The sequence below is a fragment of the Flavobacterium psychroterrae genome, from assembly GCF_018380615.1.
GTDB classification, from domain to species: domain Bacteria; phylum Bacteroidota; class Bacteroidia; order Flavobacteriales; family Flavobacteriaceae; genus Flavobacterium; species Flavobacterium psychroterrae.
In genome coordinates this window covers 112,042-129,327 of sequence record NZ_JAGYVZ010000016.1, presented here as the reverse complement: position 1 = coordinate 129,327, position 17,286 = coordinate 112,042, and the positions used below count along the sequence as shown (strand labels likewise).

At 32.1% G+C, this 17,286-nt stretch carries 16 protein-coding genes; 2 read left to right on the top strand and 14 right to left on the bottom strand.

What is annotated here, in order from left to right; translation table 11 throughout:
• Positions 1-22 precede the first annotated feature (22 nt).
• The 10 genes from coaE to KHA90_RS16895 form a co-directional block, all read right to left on the bottom strand.
• Positions 23-619, bottom strand: coding sequence for a dephospho-CoA kinase (gene coaE / locus KHA90_RS16940; RefSeq protein WP_213303243.1), 597 nt, complete (start codon positions 617-619; stop codon positions 23-25).
• A 1-nt stretch (position 620) separates the two neighbouring features.
• Positions 621-1,619, bottom strand: a complete 999-nt coding sequence (locus KHA90_RS16935; RefSeq protein ID WP_213303240.1) for a glycosyltransferase — start codon at positions 1,617-1,619, stop codon at positions 621-623.
• Between the two features lie 126 nt (positions 1,620-1,745).
• Complete coding sequence (fabV, locus tag KHA90_RS16930; RefSeq protein WP_213303237.1) at positions 1,746-2,936, bottom strand: enoyl-ACP reductase FabV; 1,191 nt, start codon at positions 2,934-2,936, stop codon at positions 1,746-1,748.
• Positions 2,937-3,043: 107 nt separating this feature from the next.
• Positions 3,044-4,696: a DNA repair protein RecN gene (gene recN / locus KHA90_RS16925; protein WP_213303234.1), complete on the bottom strand. Its 1,653-nt coding sequence runs from the start codon at positions 4,694-4,696 to the stop codon at positions 3,044-3,046.
• Positions 4,697-4,752: 56 nt separating this feature from the next.
• Positions 4,753-5,637 carry a type IX secretion system protein PorD gene (porD, locus tag KHA90_RS16920; protein ID WP_213303231.1) on the bottom strand — a complete coding sequence of 295 codons (885 nt, stop codon included), beginning with the start codon at positions 5,635-5,637 and terminating at the stop codon, positions 4,753-4,755.
• Positions 5,638-5,701: 64 nt separating this feature from the next.
• Complete coding sequence (gene coaBC / locus KHA90_RS16915; protein WP_213303228.1) at positions 5,702-6,919, bottom strand: bifunctional phosphopantothenoylcysteine decarboxylase/phosphopantothenate--cysteine ligase CoaBC; 1,218 nt, start codon at positions 6,917-6,919, stop codon at positions 5,702-5,704.
• Positions 6,920-6,931: 12 nt separating this feature from the next.
• On the bottom strand, positions 6,932-7,249 hold the full coding sequence (locus tag KHA90_RS16910; protein WP_008463064.1) for a DNA-directed RNA polymerase subunit omega: 318 nt from the start codon (positions 7,247-7,249) through the stop codon (positions 6,932-6,934).
• Positions 7,250-7,258: 9 nt separating this feature from the next.
• Complete coding sequence (locus tag KHA90_RS16905) at positions 7,259-8,053, bottom strand: outer membrane protein assembly factor BamD (protein WP_213303225.1); 795 nt, start codon at positions 8,051-8,053, stop codon at positions 7,259-7,261.
• Between the two features lie 136 nt (positions 8,054-8,189).
• Positions 8,190-9,071, bottom strand: a complete 882-nt coding sequence (dapA, locus tag KHA90_RS16900) for a 4-hydroxy-tetrahydrodipicolinate synthase (RefSeq protein WP_213303223.1) — start codon at positions 9,069-9,071, stop codon at positions 8,190-8,192.
• Positions 9,072-9,086: 15 nt separating this feature from the next.
• Entirely contained in the window at positions 9,087-9,599 is a 513-nt protein-coding gene (locus tag KHA90_RS16895; RefSeq protein WP_213303220.1) for a DUF6913 domain-containing protein, read from the bottom strand.
• A 47-nt stretch (positions 9,600-9,646) separates the two neighbouring features.
• Here KHA90_RS16895 and KHA90_RS16890 point away from each other — a divergent pair, with 47 nt between their 5' ends.
• The gene (locus tag KHA90_RS16890) at positions 9,647-10,426 is read left to right on the top strand and encodes a 5'-nucleotidase C-terminal domain-containing protein (RefSeq protein ID WP_213303217.1); all 780 of its coding nucleotides are present in this window, start codon (positions 9,647-9,649) and stop codon (positions 10,424-10,426) included.
• Positions 10,427-10,561: 135 nt separating this feature from the next.
• On the top strand, positions 10,562-11,473 hold the full coding sequence (locus KHA90_RS16885; protein WP_213303214.1) for a bifunctional metallophosphatase/5'-nucleotidase: 912 nt from the start codon (positions 10,562-10,564) through the stop codon (positions 11,471-11,473).
• Here the strand turns inward: KHA90_RS16885 and KHA90_RS16880 are convergent.
• The 4 genes from KHA90_RS16880 to KHA90_RS16865 form a co-directional block, all read right to left on the bottom strand.
• On the bottom strand, positions 11,459-12,154 hold the full coding sequence (locus tag KHA90_RS16880; RefSeq protein ID WP_213303212.1) for a hypothetical protein: 696 nt from the start codon (positions 12,152-12,154) through the stop codon (positions 11,459-11,461). The two genes, KHA90_RS16885 and KHA90_RS16880, sit on opposite strands and share 15 nt — an antisense overlap.
• Positions 12,141-14,147 carry an NAD-dependent DNA ligase LigA gene (gene ligA, locus KHA90_RS16875; protein ID WP_213303209.1) on the bottom strand — a complete coding sequence of 669 codons (2,007 nt, stop codon included), beginning with the start codon at positions 14,145-14,147 and terminating at the stop codon, positions 12,141-12,143. The genes KHA90_RS16880 and ligA overlap by 14 nt, the downstream gene beginning before the upstream one ends.
• Before the next feature lie 245 nt (positions 14,148-14,392).
• Entirely contained in the window at positions 14,393-16,327 is a 1,935-nt protein-coding gene (locus tag KHA90_RS16870; protein ID WP_213303206.1) for an OmpA family protein, read from the bottom strand.
• A 13-nt stretch (positions 16,328-16,340) separates the two neighbouring features.
• The gene (locus KHA90_RS16865; protein ID WP_213303203.1) at positions 16,341-17,273 is read right to left on the bottom strand and encodes a PorP/SprF family type IX secretion system membrane protein; all 933 of its coding nucleotides are present in this window, start codon (positions 17,271-17,273) and stop codon (positions 16,341-16,343) included.
• Positions 17,274-17,286 lie beyond the last annotated feature (13 nt).

The following is a 17,286-nucleotide window of genomic DNA, read 5'->3' as shown; positions in this document are numbered from 1 at the left end:
TACATTAACCAAATATTAACATTTAAGACTGATTTTGTTTTATATTTAAAATTTTAAGAATTTTAACAACTTCTTCTTTAGCAATTTTAAGATTACTGTTATTAATTACAAAATTGCTTAAAGAAATACGTTTTTCGTCATTCCATTGCATTTTCATTCTGCTTAAAACTTGTTCGCGTGTGGTATTATCTCGCTTAACGACTCTTTCTATTCTAATTTCTTCCGGGGCAGTAATTGTTATGATGACGTCGCATTGTTTATAACGACCACTTTCAAACAAAATTGCAGCTTCATAAATTACATAGTCATGCTTTTTATTTTTCTGAAGCCAAAATTCAAAATCTTCTTTTACGGCTGGATGTACAATTGCATTTAATTGGGCTAACTTATCCTTATCGTTAAATACAATTTCAGCAAGTTTTGCTCTGTTTAAAATTTCATTTTCAAAAATAAAATTTCCAAAAGTTGTTTTTATTTGTTCTACAATCTTTTCAGACTGCATTACTTTTTTGGCTTCATCATCTGCAATATATAATGGAACTCCCATTTCTGCAAAATAGTTTGCAATTGTGGTTTTTCCACTTCCTATTCCGCCTGTTAAGCCAATCACTTTTGTCATATTATACTTTAAAAAACATACGAGGAAAAGCTTCTTGTGGTTTTTTCTTTAAAAGAATAATTTTTACGAACGATTTTAAAAAACCTGTTCCATAACCATAAAACTGTTTCCATACTGCAATTACAGATAAATATCCAATTTTTATGCTTTTATTTTGAACACTGGCTGTAAGAAAAATTATAACGAAATATACGAAATATAATTGTAATAATAAATCAAAATTGAATATTAATAGTAAAAAAGCTAACAATAATCCCAAGATAAATACTGTAGGAAAGAAAAAGGTTAACTTATTATGTTCTGGATACCAACTATTTAAAATAGGTCTTGCGATACCAAATTTATTTACCTGAACTGAAAATTTTTCCCAATCTATTCTACGCTTATGATAAACGTATGCCTCTGTAAATAATCTGGTTTCAAATCCTAAGTTCCATAAACGTATGGAAAGATCAGGATCTTCACCCGGATGAATATTTCCAAAGCCTTTTGATGCTTCAAATGCTCGTTTTGAAATTCCCATATTGAAACTTCTTGGTTGGAATTTATTTATTTTTTCAGAGCCACCACGAATTCCTCCTGTGGTAAGAAAAGAGGTCATAGCGAAATTAATCGCTTTCTGAATATCCGAAAAACTATCTAATGCTTTATCCGGACCTCCAAAGCAATCCACATAACCTGCATTTAATGCTTTTCGAACTTCGGTTAAATAATGGGTTGGAATAATGCAGTCAGAATCAAAAATGATAAAATAATCACCTCGTGCTTTTTCCATTCCGAAATTCCTTGAATCACCAGGTCCTGAATTTTCTTTAAAATAATATGAAATGTTTAGTTTTCCCTGATAGGTCATCACAACATCTTTACATGGTATTGATGATCCGTCTTCAACAAGAACAATTTCAAAGGCTTCATTATAATCAGATTTTGAGAGACTTTCTAAAAGTTCATCAACTTCATCTGGGCGATTATACACGGGTATAATTAAAGAAAAAATCATAACGGGATGTGCGGTGTTAAAGTGGCAATTTTTAATTTCAAAATTTTAACAAAGATATGTTTTATTAACAAAAAAACCATTCGTCGTGACGAATGGTTTTTATATATAATGGTATTTTTTCTTTATTTACTTTATGCTTTCAATTCCAACAACTTCATTTGTATCAGCAGCATAATCTACTCCGGCAAATTCAAATCCGAAAAGATTTAAGAAATCGTTTCTATATCCTGCTAAATCTCCAATTGAAGGCAATGTTTCAGTTGTAGCTTCTAACCAAAGTTTAGCAACTTTTTCCTGAACATCATCGCGCATTTCCCAATCGTCGATTCTGATTCTTCCTTTTTCATCAACAGGAACATCTGAACCTGAATATAATCTGTCTTTAAACAAACGTTGGATTTGCTCAATACACCCTTCGTGAATTCCTTCTTCTTTCATTATTTTATACAAAAGAGAAATGTATAATGGAATTACCGGAATCGCAGAACTTGCTTGTGTAACTAATGCTTTATTTACAGAAACATACGCCTTTCCTCCTATTGATTTTAAACTGTCTGTGATTGAGAATGCTGTAGCCTCTAAATCATCTTTTGCACGACCAATTGTCCCTTTACGGTAAACTGCTTCTGTCAATGATGGTCCAATATAGGAATAAGCAACTGTTGTTGCGCCTTCTGCCAATAAATTTTCAGCTTTTAAGGCATCAATCCACATTGTCCAGTCTTCACCGCCCATTACGGCTACAGTATTTGTAATATCTTCATCATTTGCCGGAGCAATAGAAACTTCTGTTACATTTCCTGTATGAAAATCGACTGTTTTATTGGTAAAAGTTTGTCCGATTGGTTTCAAAACAGAACGGTGCAAAACTCCTGTAACCGGATGCAAACGTACTGGCGAAGCCAAACTGTAGATTATTAAATCAACCTGACCTAAGTCTGCTTTGATTAAGTCTAATGTTTGTCGTTTTATTTCGTTTGAAAAAGCATCTCCATTGATACTTTTTGCATATAAACCTGCTTTGTGAGCTTCTGTTTCAAATGCAGCAGAATTATACCAACCTGGTGAAGCTGTCTTTCCTTCAACTGGTGGTTTTTCAAAAAACACTCCAATAGTTGCAGCATCAGATCCAAAAGCACTTGTAATTCTTGAAGCTAATCCAAAACCTGTTGAAGCACCAATAACTAATACTTTTTTTGCACCGTCAATTGGTCCTTTTGATTTTATATATTCTATTTGATTTTTAACGTTTTGCTCGCTACCTTTTGGGTGTGATGTCAAGCAAATAAATCCTCTCATTCTAGGTTCTATAATCATATTTTTGTATTTATTCGTTGATTTGGTTAATCGGTAGTTAGATAAACGATTAACTTATTTTACGTTTTGTTTAATTAGCTTTAAGATGACAAATATAAATTATTTCTTTAGTTCAACAAGGCTTTAGCATGATTTAAAGCCGAATCTGAAACTACAGCGCCTGATAACATTTGAGCAATCTCTATAACTCTTTCGTCCTGAGACAGAAGCTTCAATTCTGATTGTGTATCGTTATCAACTGTAGATTTGAAAACTTTAAAGTGCGAATCTCCTTTTGCTGCAATTTGCGGTAAATGCGTAATAGCAAAAATTTGCATTGTTGCACTCATTTCTTTCATAATCTCTCCCATTCTTATTGCTATTTCTCCAGAAACTCCTGTGTCAATTTCGTCAAAAATCAAAGTGGGTAATTTTGAATATTTTGCCAGAATTGCTTTAACAGCCAACATAATACGAGACATTTCTCCTCCTGATGCTACTTTTTTAAGCAAGCCGAAATCAGTTCCTTTATTGGCAGAAAATAAAAATTGTAACTCTTCTTTTCCGTTTTGAAAATAAGTTTCTGATGGCAGAAGTTCCATATTAAAACGAACATTCGGCATTCCTAAAGTTTCTAAAATTGAAATCAATTTTTGAGATAAAATTGGAATCGCAGTTGTTCTATTTTGATGAATTGTTGCCGAAAATGCATCCAATTCAATTACTTTTTGATCTATTGATTTTGATAAAGCGGCAATTTCTTCTTCGATATTATCCAGTTCAAGAAGTGTATTTCCTAAAGTAGCCTGAATCTCAATCAATTCATCTACAGAAGTTACCTGATGCTTTTTTTGCAAATTGTAAATCAGTTGCAATTTCTGACTTACTAATTCTAATTGTGCCGGATCATTTAATAATTTTTCAGATGAATTTTGAAGTTCTCTTGAAACATCATCAAATTCAATTGCCAAGCTTGTAATCCTTTCGAATATCGCATGATATTCAGGAGAAAAAGGTGCGATTTTCTGTAACGAAGTTTTAATTTCATTTAGATTATGAAATACTCCAAATTGTTCTTCGTTTGCAATTACAAGAGACTTATCAAGTGCTTCTTTTATAATTTCAACGTTATTTAATTTCTCATAATCAGCTTCCAGTTCTTCCTGTTCACCTGATTTTAGTTTAGCACTAACCAACTCATTTAATAAATAAGTATTGTATTCCTGCTCTTTTCCTGAATCACTTTGCTTTTTTAATAAAGCATTCAATTTAGATTTATCTGCTTTGTACGATTTTAATACTTTTTGATACGAATTAATAGTATAAAAATTATTTGCAATTGCATCAATTATTTTGAACTGAACTCCTTCGTCCGAAAGTTCCTGAGTTTGTTGTTGTGAATGAATATCAATTAAAAACAAACTTAAATCCTGCAATTCCTGAAGATTTACGGGACTATCATTAATAAAAGCACGAGATTTTCCTGAAGGCAATATTTCTCTTCTGATAATGGTATCTTCTTCGTAATCGAGATCATTTGCTTCAAAAAATTCTTTTAAGTTGTATTTTGAAATTTCAAAATGTGCTTCGATAACACATTTTTCCTCTTTATTTTTTAATGAGGTCAAATCAGCTCTTTTTCCTAAAACTAATCCTATTGCCCCTAATATAATTGATTTACCTGCACCCGTTTCACCTGTAATTATAGAAAAACCTCTTGAAAAATCGATGGTAAGTTTTTCAATCAGAGCATAGTTTTTAATCGACAAGGACGTTATCATAAGGAAATTGTGTAAGTATAATGTTATTTAAGATAGTGAAAAAATTGAAAAATCAATTAAAATTTAATCTGTGACCATTTAGTAGAATTCAAAGGCGATACTTTGTTGAGCATATCGGTTAAGTCGCCAACAGGAATGCTTAGCCCTCCTGAAAATATGGAAACGATTTCATCTGATTTTGCATCAAAAAATACTCTTGTCAAAAACGCATTTGGCTTAACTGAATTTAGTTTACCAAGAATCATTATCGCTCCTTTTACTTTTTCTTTTGATGTTTTTAAATCAACACTCATTCCGTCTAAACCTGTATGATAAGCATACATAACCTGACGTAAATCGCTGTACATTGGTGAAACCATATCATTTATTAAATAATATCGGTTTTGAACTCCATCAGATTGGCTCCAGCCTTTTGATCCTCCTTGTTGTGCAACATTGGCAATATTTTGAGCTGTTTCAAGATATTGGTTTCCTGCTCCCATTTGAAATGTATCAGCATCCATCGCTAAAATTAAATAGCTATAAAAAGAAACTACTGAAACTAAATTTGAATCGAAAGTTGTTGGATTAAATAATAAAGGTTCATATTCAGTATATCTGAAATTGAAATCTTTATCATTATAATTCAAAACCGGTGACGAATAAGTTGAACCAAAAATTAATCGGGATGATTGTACTTGAATTGTTCCTGTAAATTGATCTGAAGTATTTGAAGACAATGTAATATACATAGAACAATTGATGCGTTCGTTTTGTTTTAAAACTGATCCGGTCCAATCTGTTTTATTGACAAATTCAGACAAAGATGTCTGTAGAGTTTTAAATACCTGTTGATTCGGGTTTGGTAACCTTTCAGTGTTAATAGTTACGGTACAATTTAACTGTTGTGCCTGTGTGAAGCCAAAAATTAAAAACATTAAAAAAGTCACTATTTTATTCATACGAAAGGTAATTTGGATTAACCACAAAAGTAATACTATTCTTTCTTTTGTTTTGTATTCTAACTCATTTAGATTTCACAAAATGCAAAATAACTTTGTTTAAAATATCGATTGCTACAGATTCTTTTGATTTTAATTCCATTGGTTCAATTTTAAAATTTTGGTCAATAAAAGTTACTTTATTGGTTTCTTTTTTAAAACCTGCTCCTTCATCCTGTAAGGAATTTAAAACAATCAAATCTAAGTTTTTTTTCTGAATTTTCAACTTAGCATTTTCAATTTCATTTTCTGTCTCTAAAGCAAAGCCTATTAAAAACTGATTTTTTTTGATTGCTCCAAGCGATGCTAAAATATCTTTTGTTTTCTCCAGTTCAATTGAAAAATCATCAGCTGCTTTTTTAATCTTTTGTAAAGCTACAACTTTAGGTTTGTAATCTGCTACAGCTGCTGCTGCAATAGCAACATCAACATCATTAAAATGTAAATGACAGGCATCGTACATATCCTGAGCCGAAATCACATCAACAACTTCAATCAATGAATTTTTAACTTTATAATGCGTTGGTCCTGAAATCAAAATAACTTGTGCTCCTAAATTCGCTGCCTGATTTGCAATATCAAAACCCATTTTACCGGAGGAATGATTTCCTATAAAACGTACAGGATCTATTGCTTCGTATGTGGGTCCGGCAGTAATTAATATTTTTTTCCCTTTTAGGGGTAATTTACTTTCTAAATCTGCTTCAAGAAAAGCGATAATATTTTCAGGCTCAGCCATTCTGCCTTCACCGGATAATCCGCTTGCCAATTCGCCGTTTTCAGCAGGAATCATTATGTTTCCAAACTGTTTTAAAGCTGTGAAATTAGATAAAGTTGAAGCATGCTTGTACATATCCAGGTCCATTGCCGGAGCAAAATAAACGGGACATTTAGCTGATAAATAAGTAGCAATTAAAAGGTTATCGCAGTTTCCTGTTGCCATTTTAGACAATGTATTGGCTGTTGCAGGAGCAATTAAAATTAAATCAGCCCAAAGTGCTAATTCAACATGATTGTTCCAAACGGCGTCTTCATCATCCTGATTAAAGAAACTGGAATGGACTGGATTTTTTGATAACGTTGATAACGTAAGTGGAGTTACAAAATCCTTAGAAGCAGGTGTCATTATCACTTGGACATGTGCACCTGCTTTTATAAAGAGTCGTACTAATGAGGCTGTTTTATAGGCTGCAATTCCACCAGAAACACCCAGTAAAATTTTCTTCCCGTTTAAAACTGACATTATACTTATATATTATTTGTTTGAACTTCTGTGGTAAGTTTTACCGTCTAACCATTCCTGAACTGCTAACGCGTGTGGTTTAGGCAATTTTTCGTAAAATTTAGAAACTTCAATTTGTTCTTTATTTTCAAAAACTTCTTCAAGACTGTCATTGTAAGTAGCAAACTCTTCTAATTTCTCAGTTAATTCTTTTTTAATTTCAGAATTAATTTGATTTGCTCTTTTAGCCATAATGGTAATTGCTTCATACACATTTCCTGTTGGCTCTTCAATAACTGTTTTATTGTAAGTTATTGTATTTACAGGAGCATTCGTCTTTTTTAAATCCATGACTTTATTTTATTTAGTAAATTTTTGTAAATCTGTTTCAACTCTGGCATTCATTTCGTCTGCCTGTTTTTTGTATTTTGTAGCGCTATTGAACTTAATTAAGTTATTATAAGCCGCTTTTGCAACGTTTAAACGTTCTTGCATTTTTGCAGGAATACTGTTTATTGCTAATTTATATGCTGAATCGTATTTGTAAAACAACGCATCTTCCTTAAAAGGTGTTCCAGGGAAATCAGCGATAAAATTATCAAATGCAATTAATGCTGATTTATAATCTGAAATCGTGTTGTATCCTTTTGCGTTTTCGTATGCTTTTTTCTCTAATTTTCCGTTTAATACTTTCACTGCTTCGTTAGCCTGAACAATGTATTCTGAGTTTGGATAATTATCAATAAATGCTTGTAATTTTTCTAATGCTTTTACTGTATCAGTTTGATCTAAACTGTAAACAGGTGCTAGTTTTGAATAACTGTAAGCTCCTAAAAATGCAGCTTCCTGTACTTTTTCACTACGTGGATAACCTGAAACAAAACTTTCAAATTGATATCCTGCTAAATAGTATTGTTTTGATTTGTAGTAAGATTGTGAAAACATGTAAAAAAGTTTCTCTGCCTGAGGTTTACCTCTGTATGAAGGTGCCAATTGTTCAAAAAGTCGAATGGCTTTTGAATATTTACCAGCATCATACATTTTTGTTGCCACATCAAATTTGGCTGCAACATCTTCATTTTTCAATGCTTTTTGGTATTCACTACAAGAACAAAAAAGGACAACAACAATTAATAGAGATACTATTTTTTTCATTTTCTTACTTTTATTATGATTTCTTAGACAATTATGCCAAAGCAAAATCACACCGAAGTTCCGGTGGCAAATTTAGTTATTAATTTAGCTACTACAAAATATTTTTTGGTATAATAAAATACCGGCAATCTTACTCTTATTTTATGCTGTTTTTCACAAACTCACTCAATCTCTGTGCTAACGAATCATCTACGGTTACTAATGGCAAACGTACTGTGTTGTCAGCAATACCAAGGGCTTGAAAGACTTGTTTGATTCCTGCAGGATTTCCTTGTTCAAAAATCATATCAATACAATCTGATAAAAAATATTGTGTTTTAAACGCTTCATTTACCTTTTTATTCAATCCTAAACGAATCATTTCTGAAAATTCTTTCGGAAAACCTTGTCCAATAACTGAAATTACTCCTGCTCCACCCGCTAAAACAATTGGTAAAGCGATCATATCATCTCCTGAAATCACAAGAAATTCTTTTGGCGCATTTTTAATCAATTGCATTGCCTGCACGATATCTCCTGCAGCTTCTTTTATAGCCACTACATTTTTAAAATCATTTGCCAGACGAATTACTGTTGAAGGCAACATATTACTTGATGTTCTTCCCGGTACATTATATAATATTACCGGAATTGGTGAAGCTTCGGCAATGGCTTTAAAATGCTGATAAATTCCTTCTTGCGTTGGTTTATTATAATAAGGAGAAACAGAAAGTATAGCTTCAAAAGCCGAAAAATCTCTTGTTTTTAATTCTTCTACGATTTGCATTGTATTATTGCCTCCAACTCCAAGTACTAAAGGCAATCTTCCTTTATTTGTGTCGATTACAGTAGTAATAACCAATTCTTTTTCGGCTTGAGTTAAGGTTGCATTTTCTGCTGTTGTTCCCATAACTACAAGATATTCAACTCCTCCGTCTATCGAAAAGTTAACGATTCGCTGTAAAGCTTCGATATCTATTGAAAAGTCTTTTTTAAATGGAGTTACAAGGGCAACACCAGTTCCTATTAATGATTGCATATTCTGATATATATTTTATTTTATACTCTTTAAATACTTAAACAGTTCGTGAACGAATAGTTTATAATTTTCTATAGCGGTATCTATCATCCATCGATTTAAATTTTCATCAACAGATGCAAACCCTACTTTAAATTTAGCTTTTGATTTACTTGTTATCATCATCAAAACGGCTGTTTCGATATTATAGTAACTTATCAAAAGATCAAATTCTGTTTCTGTAAATTCATTTAAAAAATCTGCTGTAATTCCTCCGTTCCAACTGATGTCTTTTTTACCAAATGTAGGCAGGGAATAGGTTTCTTTTTCTTTGAGTTTACTTCGATACACAACAATTTTTATATTTTTTGGGGCTATTCCTTGCGAGACTAATTCCTTTACTATGTCTTCTGAATGATTAAAATTGCTTTCATCAACCAGTAAACCAATTGTTTGTATGTTGCTTGTAAAGACTTCGTTTTTGACATTATTCAAGTTATTTTTTAATGATTTTTTTACAAAAAATTCCTTTATATAATTTAAAAACATAGTACTTTTGCCAGATTACAAAATTAATTATTTAAGTCGCATTTAAGATGGTAAAACTAAAAAAGTATAACGGATTTTTGAAACCTTTTGTTATATTCTTAACACTTTTTTTTATAACTTCTTGCAGTCAGAAAAACTATAATTTGACGAAGATAGAAGGAAAACAACTTCCAATCAATGAAAAAGGTGCTGAAACTCCTTCAATTGAAAAATTTATTAAACCTTACAGAGATCACATTAATAAGGATTTAGACAGCGTTTTAGCGTATTGTCCTGAAACTCTTGATAAAAGCACGGGTAAATGGCAAACCAGTATTGGAAATCTTTTAGCTGATGTTTGTGTTGAAAGAGGAAATATTGTTTTTAAATCACGTGAGAAAAAAACTATAGATTTATGTTTATTGAATCATGGTGGTATCAGAGCGATTTTACCAAAAGGAAATGTTACTACAAGAACTGCTTTTGAAATTATGCCTTTTGAAAACAATTTGGTTGTAATAGGATTAAAAGGAGAACAAATTCTTGAAATCACGTCTTATATTATTAAGGTACAAAAAGCACAGCCTTTATCAGGAATGACTTTTACAATTGCAAAAGATAATACGGCAAAAAATATTCTGATTCAGGGAAAACCTCTGGATTTAAACAAAGTTTATTATGTTGCTACAAATGATTATTTAGCAAATGGCGGTGACAGTATGTCTTTTTTCGCAAAAGGTGTGGAGAAATTTGATCTGAATTATAAACTTCGAAATGTATTGATTGATTATTTTAAACAAGTTGATACAATTCCTGTTGCAAAAAATATCAGAATTACCGAAGAATAATATTAAGAGAAAAAGTTTGACACGAATTGCACGAATTTGCACTAATTAGTATTCAAAAAATTCGTGGAAATTCGTGCAATTCGTGGCAAAAAAAACAATCAATTATAATGTCCCTTTCCGCAAAAAATATATAAAATGAAAAGAAGAGAATTTATCGAAAAAACAGCTGCAGGTACTGCCTTATTAAGTTTAGGTTTGTCATTAAGCAGTTTTGAAACGAGCGATATTAAACACTTAACGATTCTACATACTAATGATGTTCACAGCCATATAGATCCTTTTCCGGCTGATGATCCACGTAATCCTAATAAAGGCGGTGTTTCGAGAAGAGCTGCACTTATTGAAACTATTCGTCAGGAAAATCCAAATGTTCTTTTGTTAGATGCAGGAGATATTTTTCAGGGAACTCCGTACTTTAATTATTATGGTGGTGAACTTGAATTTAAGTTGATGAGTATGATGAAATATGATGCATCAACTATTGGTAATCATGATTTTGATAATGGTCTTGACGGATTATATGCTCAAATGCCTCACGCTACTTTTGAATTTATCAATTCGAATTATGACTTTAAAAATACGGTCATGGGCGGTCTTGTAAAACCGTATAAAATTTTTAAGAAAAACGGAATTAAAGTTGGTGTTTTTGGTGTAGGTATTGAACTTGCGGGATTGGTTGACAAACAACTTTATAAGGAAACTGTTTATAATAATCCTGTAGAAGTTGCTCAGGATATGACGCAATTATTGAAAAAACAAGAAAAATGTGATTTGGTAATTTGTCTTTCGCATTTGGGATATAAATATAAGGACGAAGAGAATAAAATTTCTGATTTGAAATTTGCTGAACTAACTCAGGATATTGATTTGATTATTGGCGGACACACGCATACATTTTTAGATAAACCTACAATTGTTAAAAACAAAGCGGGACAAGATGTTTTGGTCAACCAGGTGGGTTGCTACGGAATCAATTTAGGCCGTATCGATTTTTATTTCGATAAGGATAAAGCGCACACCAATCAGGGAAGATCAATTATTGTGTAAAACCTTTTTTTGAATTTTGGCTTTTTCTAAAAAGTATTCTACCATAAAGAAATAAGCCAAAATTTGAGTTATATCCCGTATTAAAACTAAAACTACCGAATAGGAAAAGTATTCATTGAAAATATAGAATATATCCGAAAATATATAACTAATTGCCATTAGTGACATTAACAGGGTAATATGTGTTCCTTTGGTTATGTAATTCACAAATGAAAAGTAGCTCAAAACACTCAATACAATTCCGTAGAAAGTATATAATGTGTTGAACTTTTTCATATTGTCAAATTGAAGGCTTAATACTGAAACAAGCAAGTAAACTATAAATATTACTACTATTGAAACTGGTAATATATCTTTTCGTTTTAGACTTATTTTTTGATGTCCGGTTATTATAAGGATTAAAATTAAAAGGTAGACAATTAAAAAACTCCAAATCCCTCCTATTTCAGAAATCTCAATATCCATTAAATCAAAAACTTGACCTATAAAGCAAAAGAAGAAAATTAAACCTTCTGCTTTTCCTACTTTAAAATCGCTGCTGATTAAATAATATATAAAAATTGCAGGAAGTACAATGGCTTTTGCATAGAGTGCAAAAACATCTTGTTGTGTATAATCAAAAATAATTGTGCACAACAGTGCCAGAAAAAACAAAATCAAAGACGGTTTATTCGCTTTCATTTAATTTGTTTATAAAATCTTCCTCAGATAATATCGGAATATTTAGTTTGTTGGCTTTTTCTAATTTTGCCGGTCCCATATTATCTCCTGCAACTACAAAATCAGTTTTGGCAGAAATTGAACTTCCTACTTTACCGCCGTTATCTTCAATAGCTTTCTTTAAATCGTCTCTTGAAAATTGTGCAAATACTCCTGAAACTACAAATGTTTTCCCTACGAATTTTATGGTCGCATTCGGGTTTATTTTTTCTACAATTTCAAATTGAACTCCGTAACTTTTTAGGCGTTCGATAATTTTTTGATTTTCTTCGTTTTCAAAAAATTCAATTACACTTTTTGCAATTCGTTCTCCAATTTCATCGACAAGAATCAATTCCATTAAAGAAGCTTTACTTAATGCTTCTATATTTTTGTAATGTTTGGCTAATTTCTTCGCTACGGTTTCTCCAACAAAACGAATTCCGAGTGCAAAAAGAACGCTCTCAAAAGGAATTTCTTTGGATTTTTCTACTCCGTTTACCAAATTTTCTGCTGATTTTTTTGCCATTCTTTCTAAATGCAAAATATCATCTACTTTCAATTCGTATAAATCAGCATAATTATGAACGAGATTATTCTTAAAAAGTAACGCTACGGTTTCTCCTCCAAGACCTTCAATATCCATTGCTTTTCTTGAAATATAATGTTGGATTCTGCCTATAATTTGCGGAGGGCATCCGTAAAAATTAGGGCAATAATGATTAGCTTCTCCTTCATTTCGAACTAATTCGGTTTGACATTCCGGACAATGTGTGATGTATTGTGTTGGTTCTGAATTTTCCGGACGTTGGGTTAAATCTACTGCGATAATTTTAGGAATGATTTCTCCTCCTTTTTCAACAAAAACGGTATCATTTATTCTGATATCTAATTTTGCAATTTGATCTGCATTGTGCAATGAAGCTCTTTTTACAATTGTTCCTGCTAATTGTACGGGTAATAAATTTGCTACGGGCGTTATTGCTCCGGTACGACCAACCTGATATGTAATTGAATTTAAAAGTGTTGAAACTTGTTCAGATTTGAATTTATAGGCAATTGCCCAGCGAGGAGATTTTGCGGTATAACCTAATTCTTCCTGATGCTGAATGCTGTTTACTTTTATCACTACGCCATCTGTTTCATATGGTAGTGTATGACGATGTGTATCCCAATAATCAATAAAGTCAAAAACTTCCTGCATATTACTGACAAGTTTAGCTTCGGATGGTACTTTGAACCCCCACTTTCTGGCTGATTCTAGTCCTTCAAACTGGGATGAAAAGGGTAAATTATTTCCTGTAACAAAGTACAATAAACATTCTAGCGGACGTTTTGCAACCTCAGCGCTGTCTTGCAATTTTAAACTTCCTGATGCTGTGTTTCTTGGGTTTGAATATGGGGTTTCTCCAATTTCGATTAATTCCTGATTCATTTTTGTGAAACCCGCAAATGGCAGAATAATTTCACCTCGAATGTCAAATCTTTCCGGATAATTTCCTTTTAGTTTTAACGGAATCGATTTTATGGTTTTGATGTTATTGGTTACCTCATCTCCCTGAAAGCCATCGCCCCGGGTTAATGCCTGAACCAGTTTTCCGTTTTCATAGGTAATACTTATCGATGCTCCATCGTATTTTAATTCGCAGGTATATTGCAAATCTACATTTCCTAAAACTCTTTGGATTCGGTTTTCCCAATCGAGTAAATCTTCTTTAGAATATGAATTATCTAAGGAATACATGCGGTATTGATGCGCAATAGTTTTAAAGTTTTTTGTTACTGAACCTCCTACACGTAAAGTTGGCGAATCTTCATCAAAAAATTCAGGATGTTTATTTTCTAATTCCTGCAGTTCTTTTAGTTTTATATCAAAATCATAATCAGAAATTGTGGCATTGTCTAAGACATAATAGTTGTAATTATGTTGATTAAGTTCGTCTCTTAAAGTCTGAATTGTTTCTTGAATACTCATAAAATATTAAAATACTGGAGGTTGTGTTTTAGAATAACTGAATCTCAAAATTAGGATTATTTTGTTGAAAAAACAGTAAAAAACAAACTTTTATAAAATCAAAAATCAAGTTGCAAAACGATGCAACTTGATTTTCTTCTTGCCCATTATTCTTAAAAAGAATTTAAACAAAACCAACTTCCAAATGGTCTCTTCGCTTTATAACTTTACACTGATAATCAACTAATTACAATGCAAATATAAAACTATTTCTGAATAATGATAAAGTCTGAGCGTCTGTTTAACAAATGTTCTTCTTCTGTACATTTCACTCCATTTTTACATTTATTAATTAATCGGGTTTCACCGTAACCTATTGCACTTTCTATTCTTGAGGGATCTATTTGCTGTGAAACAATATAATCTCTTGTAGATTTTGCTCTGTTATCAGAAAGTTTCAGGTTGTAGGCATCTTTCCCGCGTGAATCTGTGTGCGATTCTATTTTGATTCTGATGTTAGGAAATTTTCTCATAATGAAAACTACTTTAGACAATTCATCGATAGCTAATGGTGTAATATCAAATTTGTCGTAATCAAAATAAATTGGATTTACGTCTACTTTTTCAACACCTTTCTTTTTAACTACTAAATCATCATAATTGCTTAATTCGAAATTGACATCGATAATTTCGCCTTCATTTTCCTTTGTTGTTTCAACTGTTTTTTCGTCGTTGCTGTAGTTTGTTTTTGTAGCCACTAATCGAACTGTTTTATTACAGGGAACTGTTACTGCATATTTTCCTTCGAAATTTGTTTTTGTCTCTGCCAGAATCTCGTTGTATGAATTATAAGCCACAATTGTAACATCAGTTATTGGTAATTTAGATTTTCTGTCAGATGCTTTTCCTGAAATATTCTGGTTGCAAACAGGTTCTCCTTTTACAAAGGAATAGATATCGTCATCGCCTTTACCTCCTGCTCTATTTGACGAAACATAACCATAAGTTCCAAATTTGTCGATTATAAAAGTAAAATCATCTTTGTTGCTGTTTATTGGTGCTCCAAGATTTCGCGGAGTTGTGAAATTTCCATCTGATAAAAATTTACTTTCATATACATCTAAATCTCCAAGTCCGTAATGTCCATCTGAAGAAAAATAAAGTATTCCGTTACGGAAAAATGGAAAAAGATCATTACCAATTGTGTTGATTTTTGGTCCAAGATTTTGTGGTGAACTCATTGTGCCGTCATCTGCAATTTTCACTACATATAAATCGGTTTCGCCGTATCCGCCAGGCATATCTGATGCAAAGAAAAGCCATTGTCCGTCGTCGCTTAAACAAGGATGTCCAACTGAATAGGCATCGTTATCAAAGAAAACTTTTTGTGGGTTTTCCAGTTTTCCGTCTATTATATCACCTTTAAGAATTTGAAAATTATTGATTTTATCTCTGTCAATAACTAATTTATTTTTTTTGATGATGTTTGTCGAATAGTACATTGTTTTTCCGTTGGCAGCAAAACTTGCTGTTGCTTCGTGATACTTTGTCATTACGTTAGGAATAAACAAGGTTTCGTTGAACAGACTTCCGTCAGCAGGATTTCTTTCAGAAACATATAAATTCAGAAACGGCTGATTGTTCCAGTTATACAATTTATCGCTAAACTTTGTGGTATCCCTTGCTGATGTAAATACAATTCGATCCTGATAAAACGTTGCTCCAAAATCTGATTTACCGGTATTTATATCTAAATTTTTAATAGTGTAAAGAGATTTTGCTTTTGATAAACTATCAAGTTGCTTTTTCTGGGCAACATATCGATTGATTTCTTTTTGATCTCCTTTTATATTCAGATATTCTTTTGTTAATTTATCAGCATCGTCATAATCCATTACTGCTTTCATTGTTTGAATATATCGCAGATAATAGATATCGGTTAAATTATTGCCTTGCACTTCGTATAATCTTTTGTACCATTTCAATGCATTTCTGGCATCGGAATTAAAATAATACGAATCTGCAGCATTTTTTAATGTTTGTGCCGATGGATTCTCGATGTTCTGCAAGCATTCTTCGTAGGCTTTTGATGCATCTGCATAGGAATAACTTTTAAACAGTGCATCGGCCTTTTTTAAATTAGTCTGAGCAAAACCTAATGTAAAACTCAATACTAAACTTAGGATATATAATTTTTTCATAGGGGTTTTGGGTTTAGAAGAATCGAGGTGATTTGATTTTACTTTCTCTTTGAGTAAATTGGTAACGCAAAATGATTTCGTGTGTTCCATCATTGTATTTGTTCAAATCGCTTACTGTGTAATCAAAGGCATATCCAATGTAAAAACTTCTGGATATTTGAAAACCTGCCAATATACTCACAGAATCATCTGTTCGATACGATCCACCGATTACAAATTTCTCTGCAATCATAAAATTCGCCGATATATCAGCAGTAAGCGGTGCTCCACTTACTGCTTTTACTAAAAATGCGGGCTTGAATTTTAAATTTGGATTCAAATCAAACACATAACCTCCCATTAAATAATAATGTAAACGATCGTAATCTATAGATTCCTGAACGTCGTCATAATAATCATTTTGCAAAAAGCTTGGGATTGAAAATCCTAAATACCATTTATCAGTATAGTAATAAATTCCTGCTCCAACGGCTAATTTCATTTGATTATCGATGTTTTGGTTCAACAAAACATCATTATTATTGTAAAATCTCCCTTTTGACCAATCAACATTCAACATTCGCATTCCTGCTTTAAGTCCAAATGCTAATCTTTTTTCATATCCCAGAGGAATTGAATACGAGAAGTTTCCGTCAACATACAATTCGTTTGATGGACCAATTTTGTCATTTACGACACTTAATCCTAAACCAATCATCTCGTTTACAAGAGGTGAATGTATTGAAAACGATTGCGTTTCTGGTGCTCCATCAATTCCTACCCATTGTGAACGGTGTAAAAGTGTTGCTTCTAATGTTCCCGTAGATCCAGCATAAGCTGGATTTACGGACATTGTGTTGTACATATATTGTGTGTACTCCGGATCTTGCTGTGCACTGGCACAAAATGTGGTAAAAGAACATATTAAAATAAAATACGTTTCTAATGATTTTATATATAGTTTCATAACGATACTTATT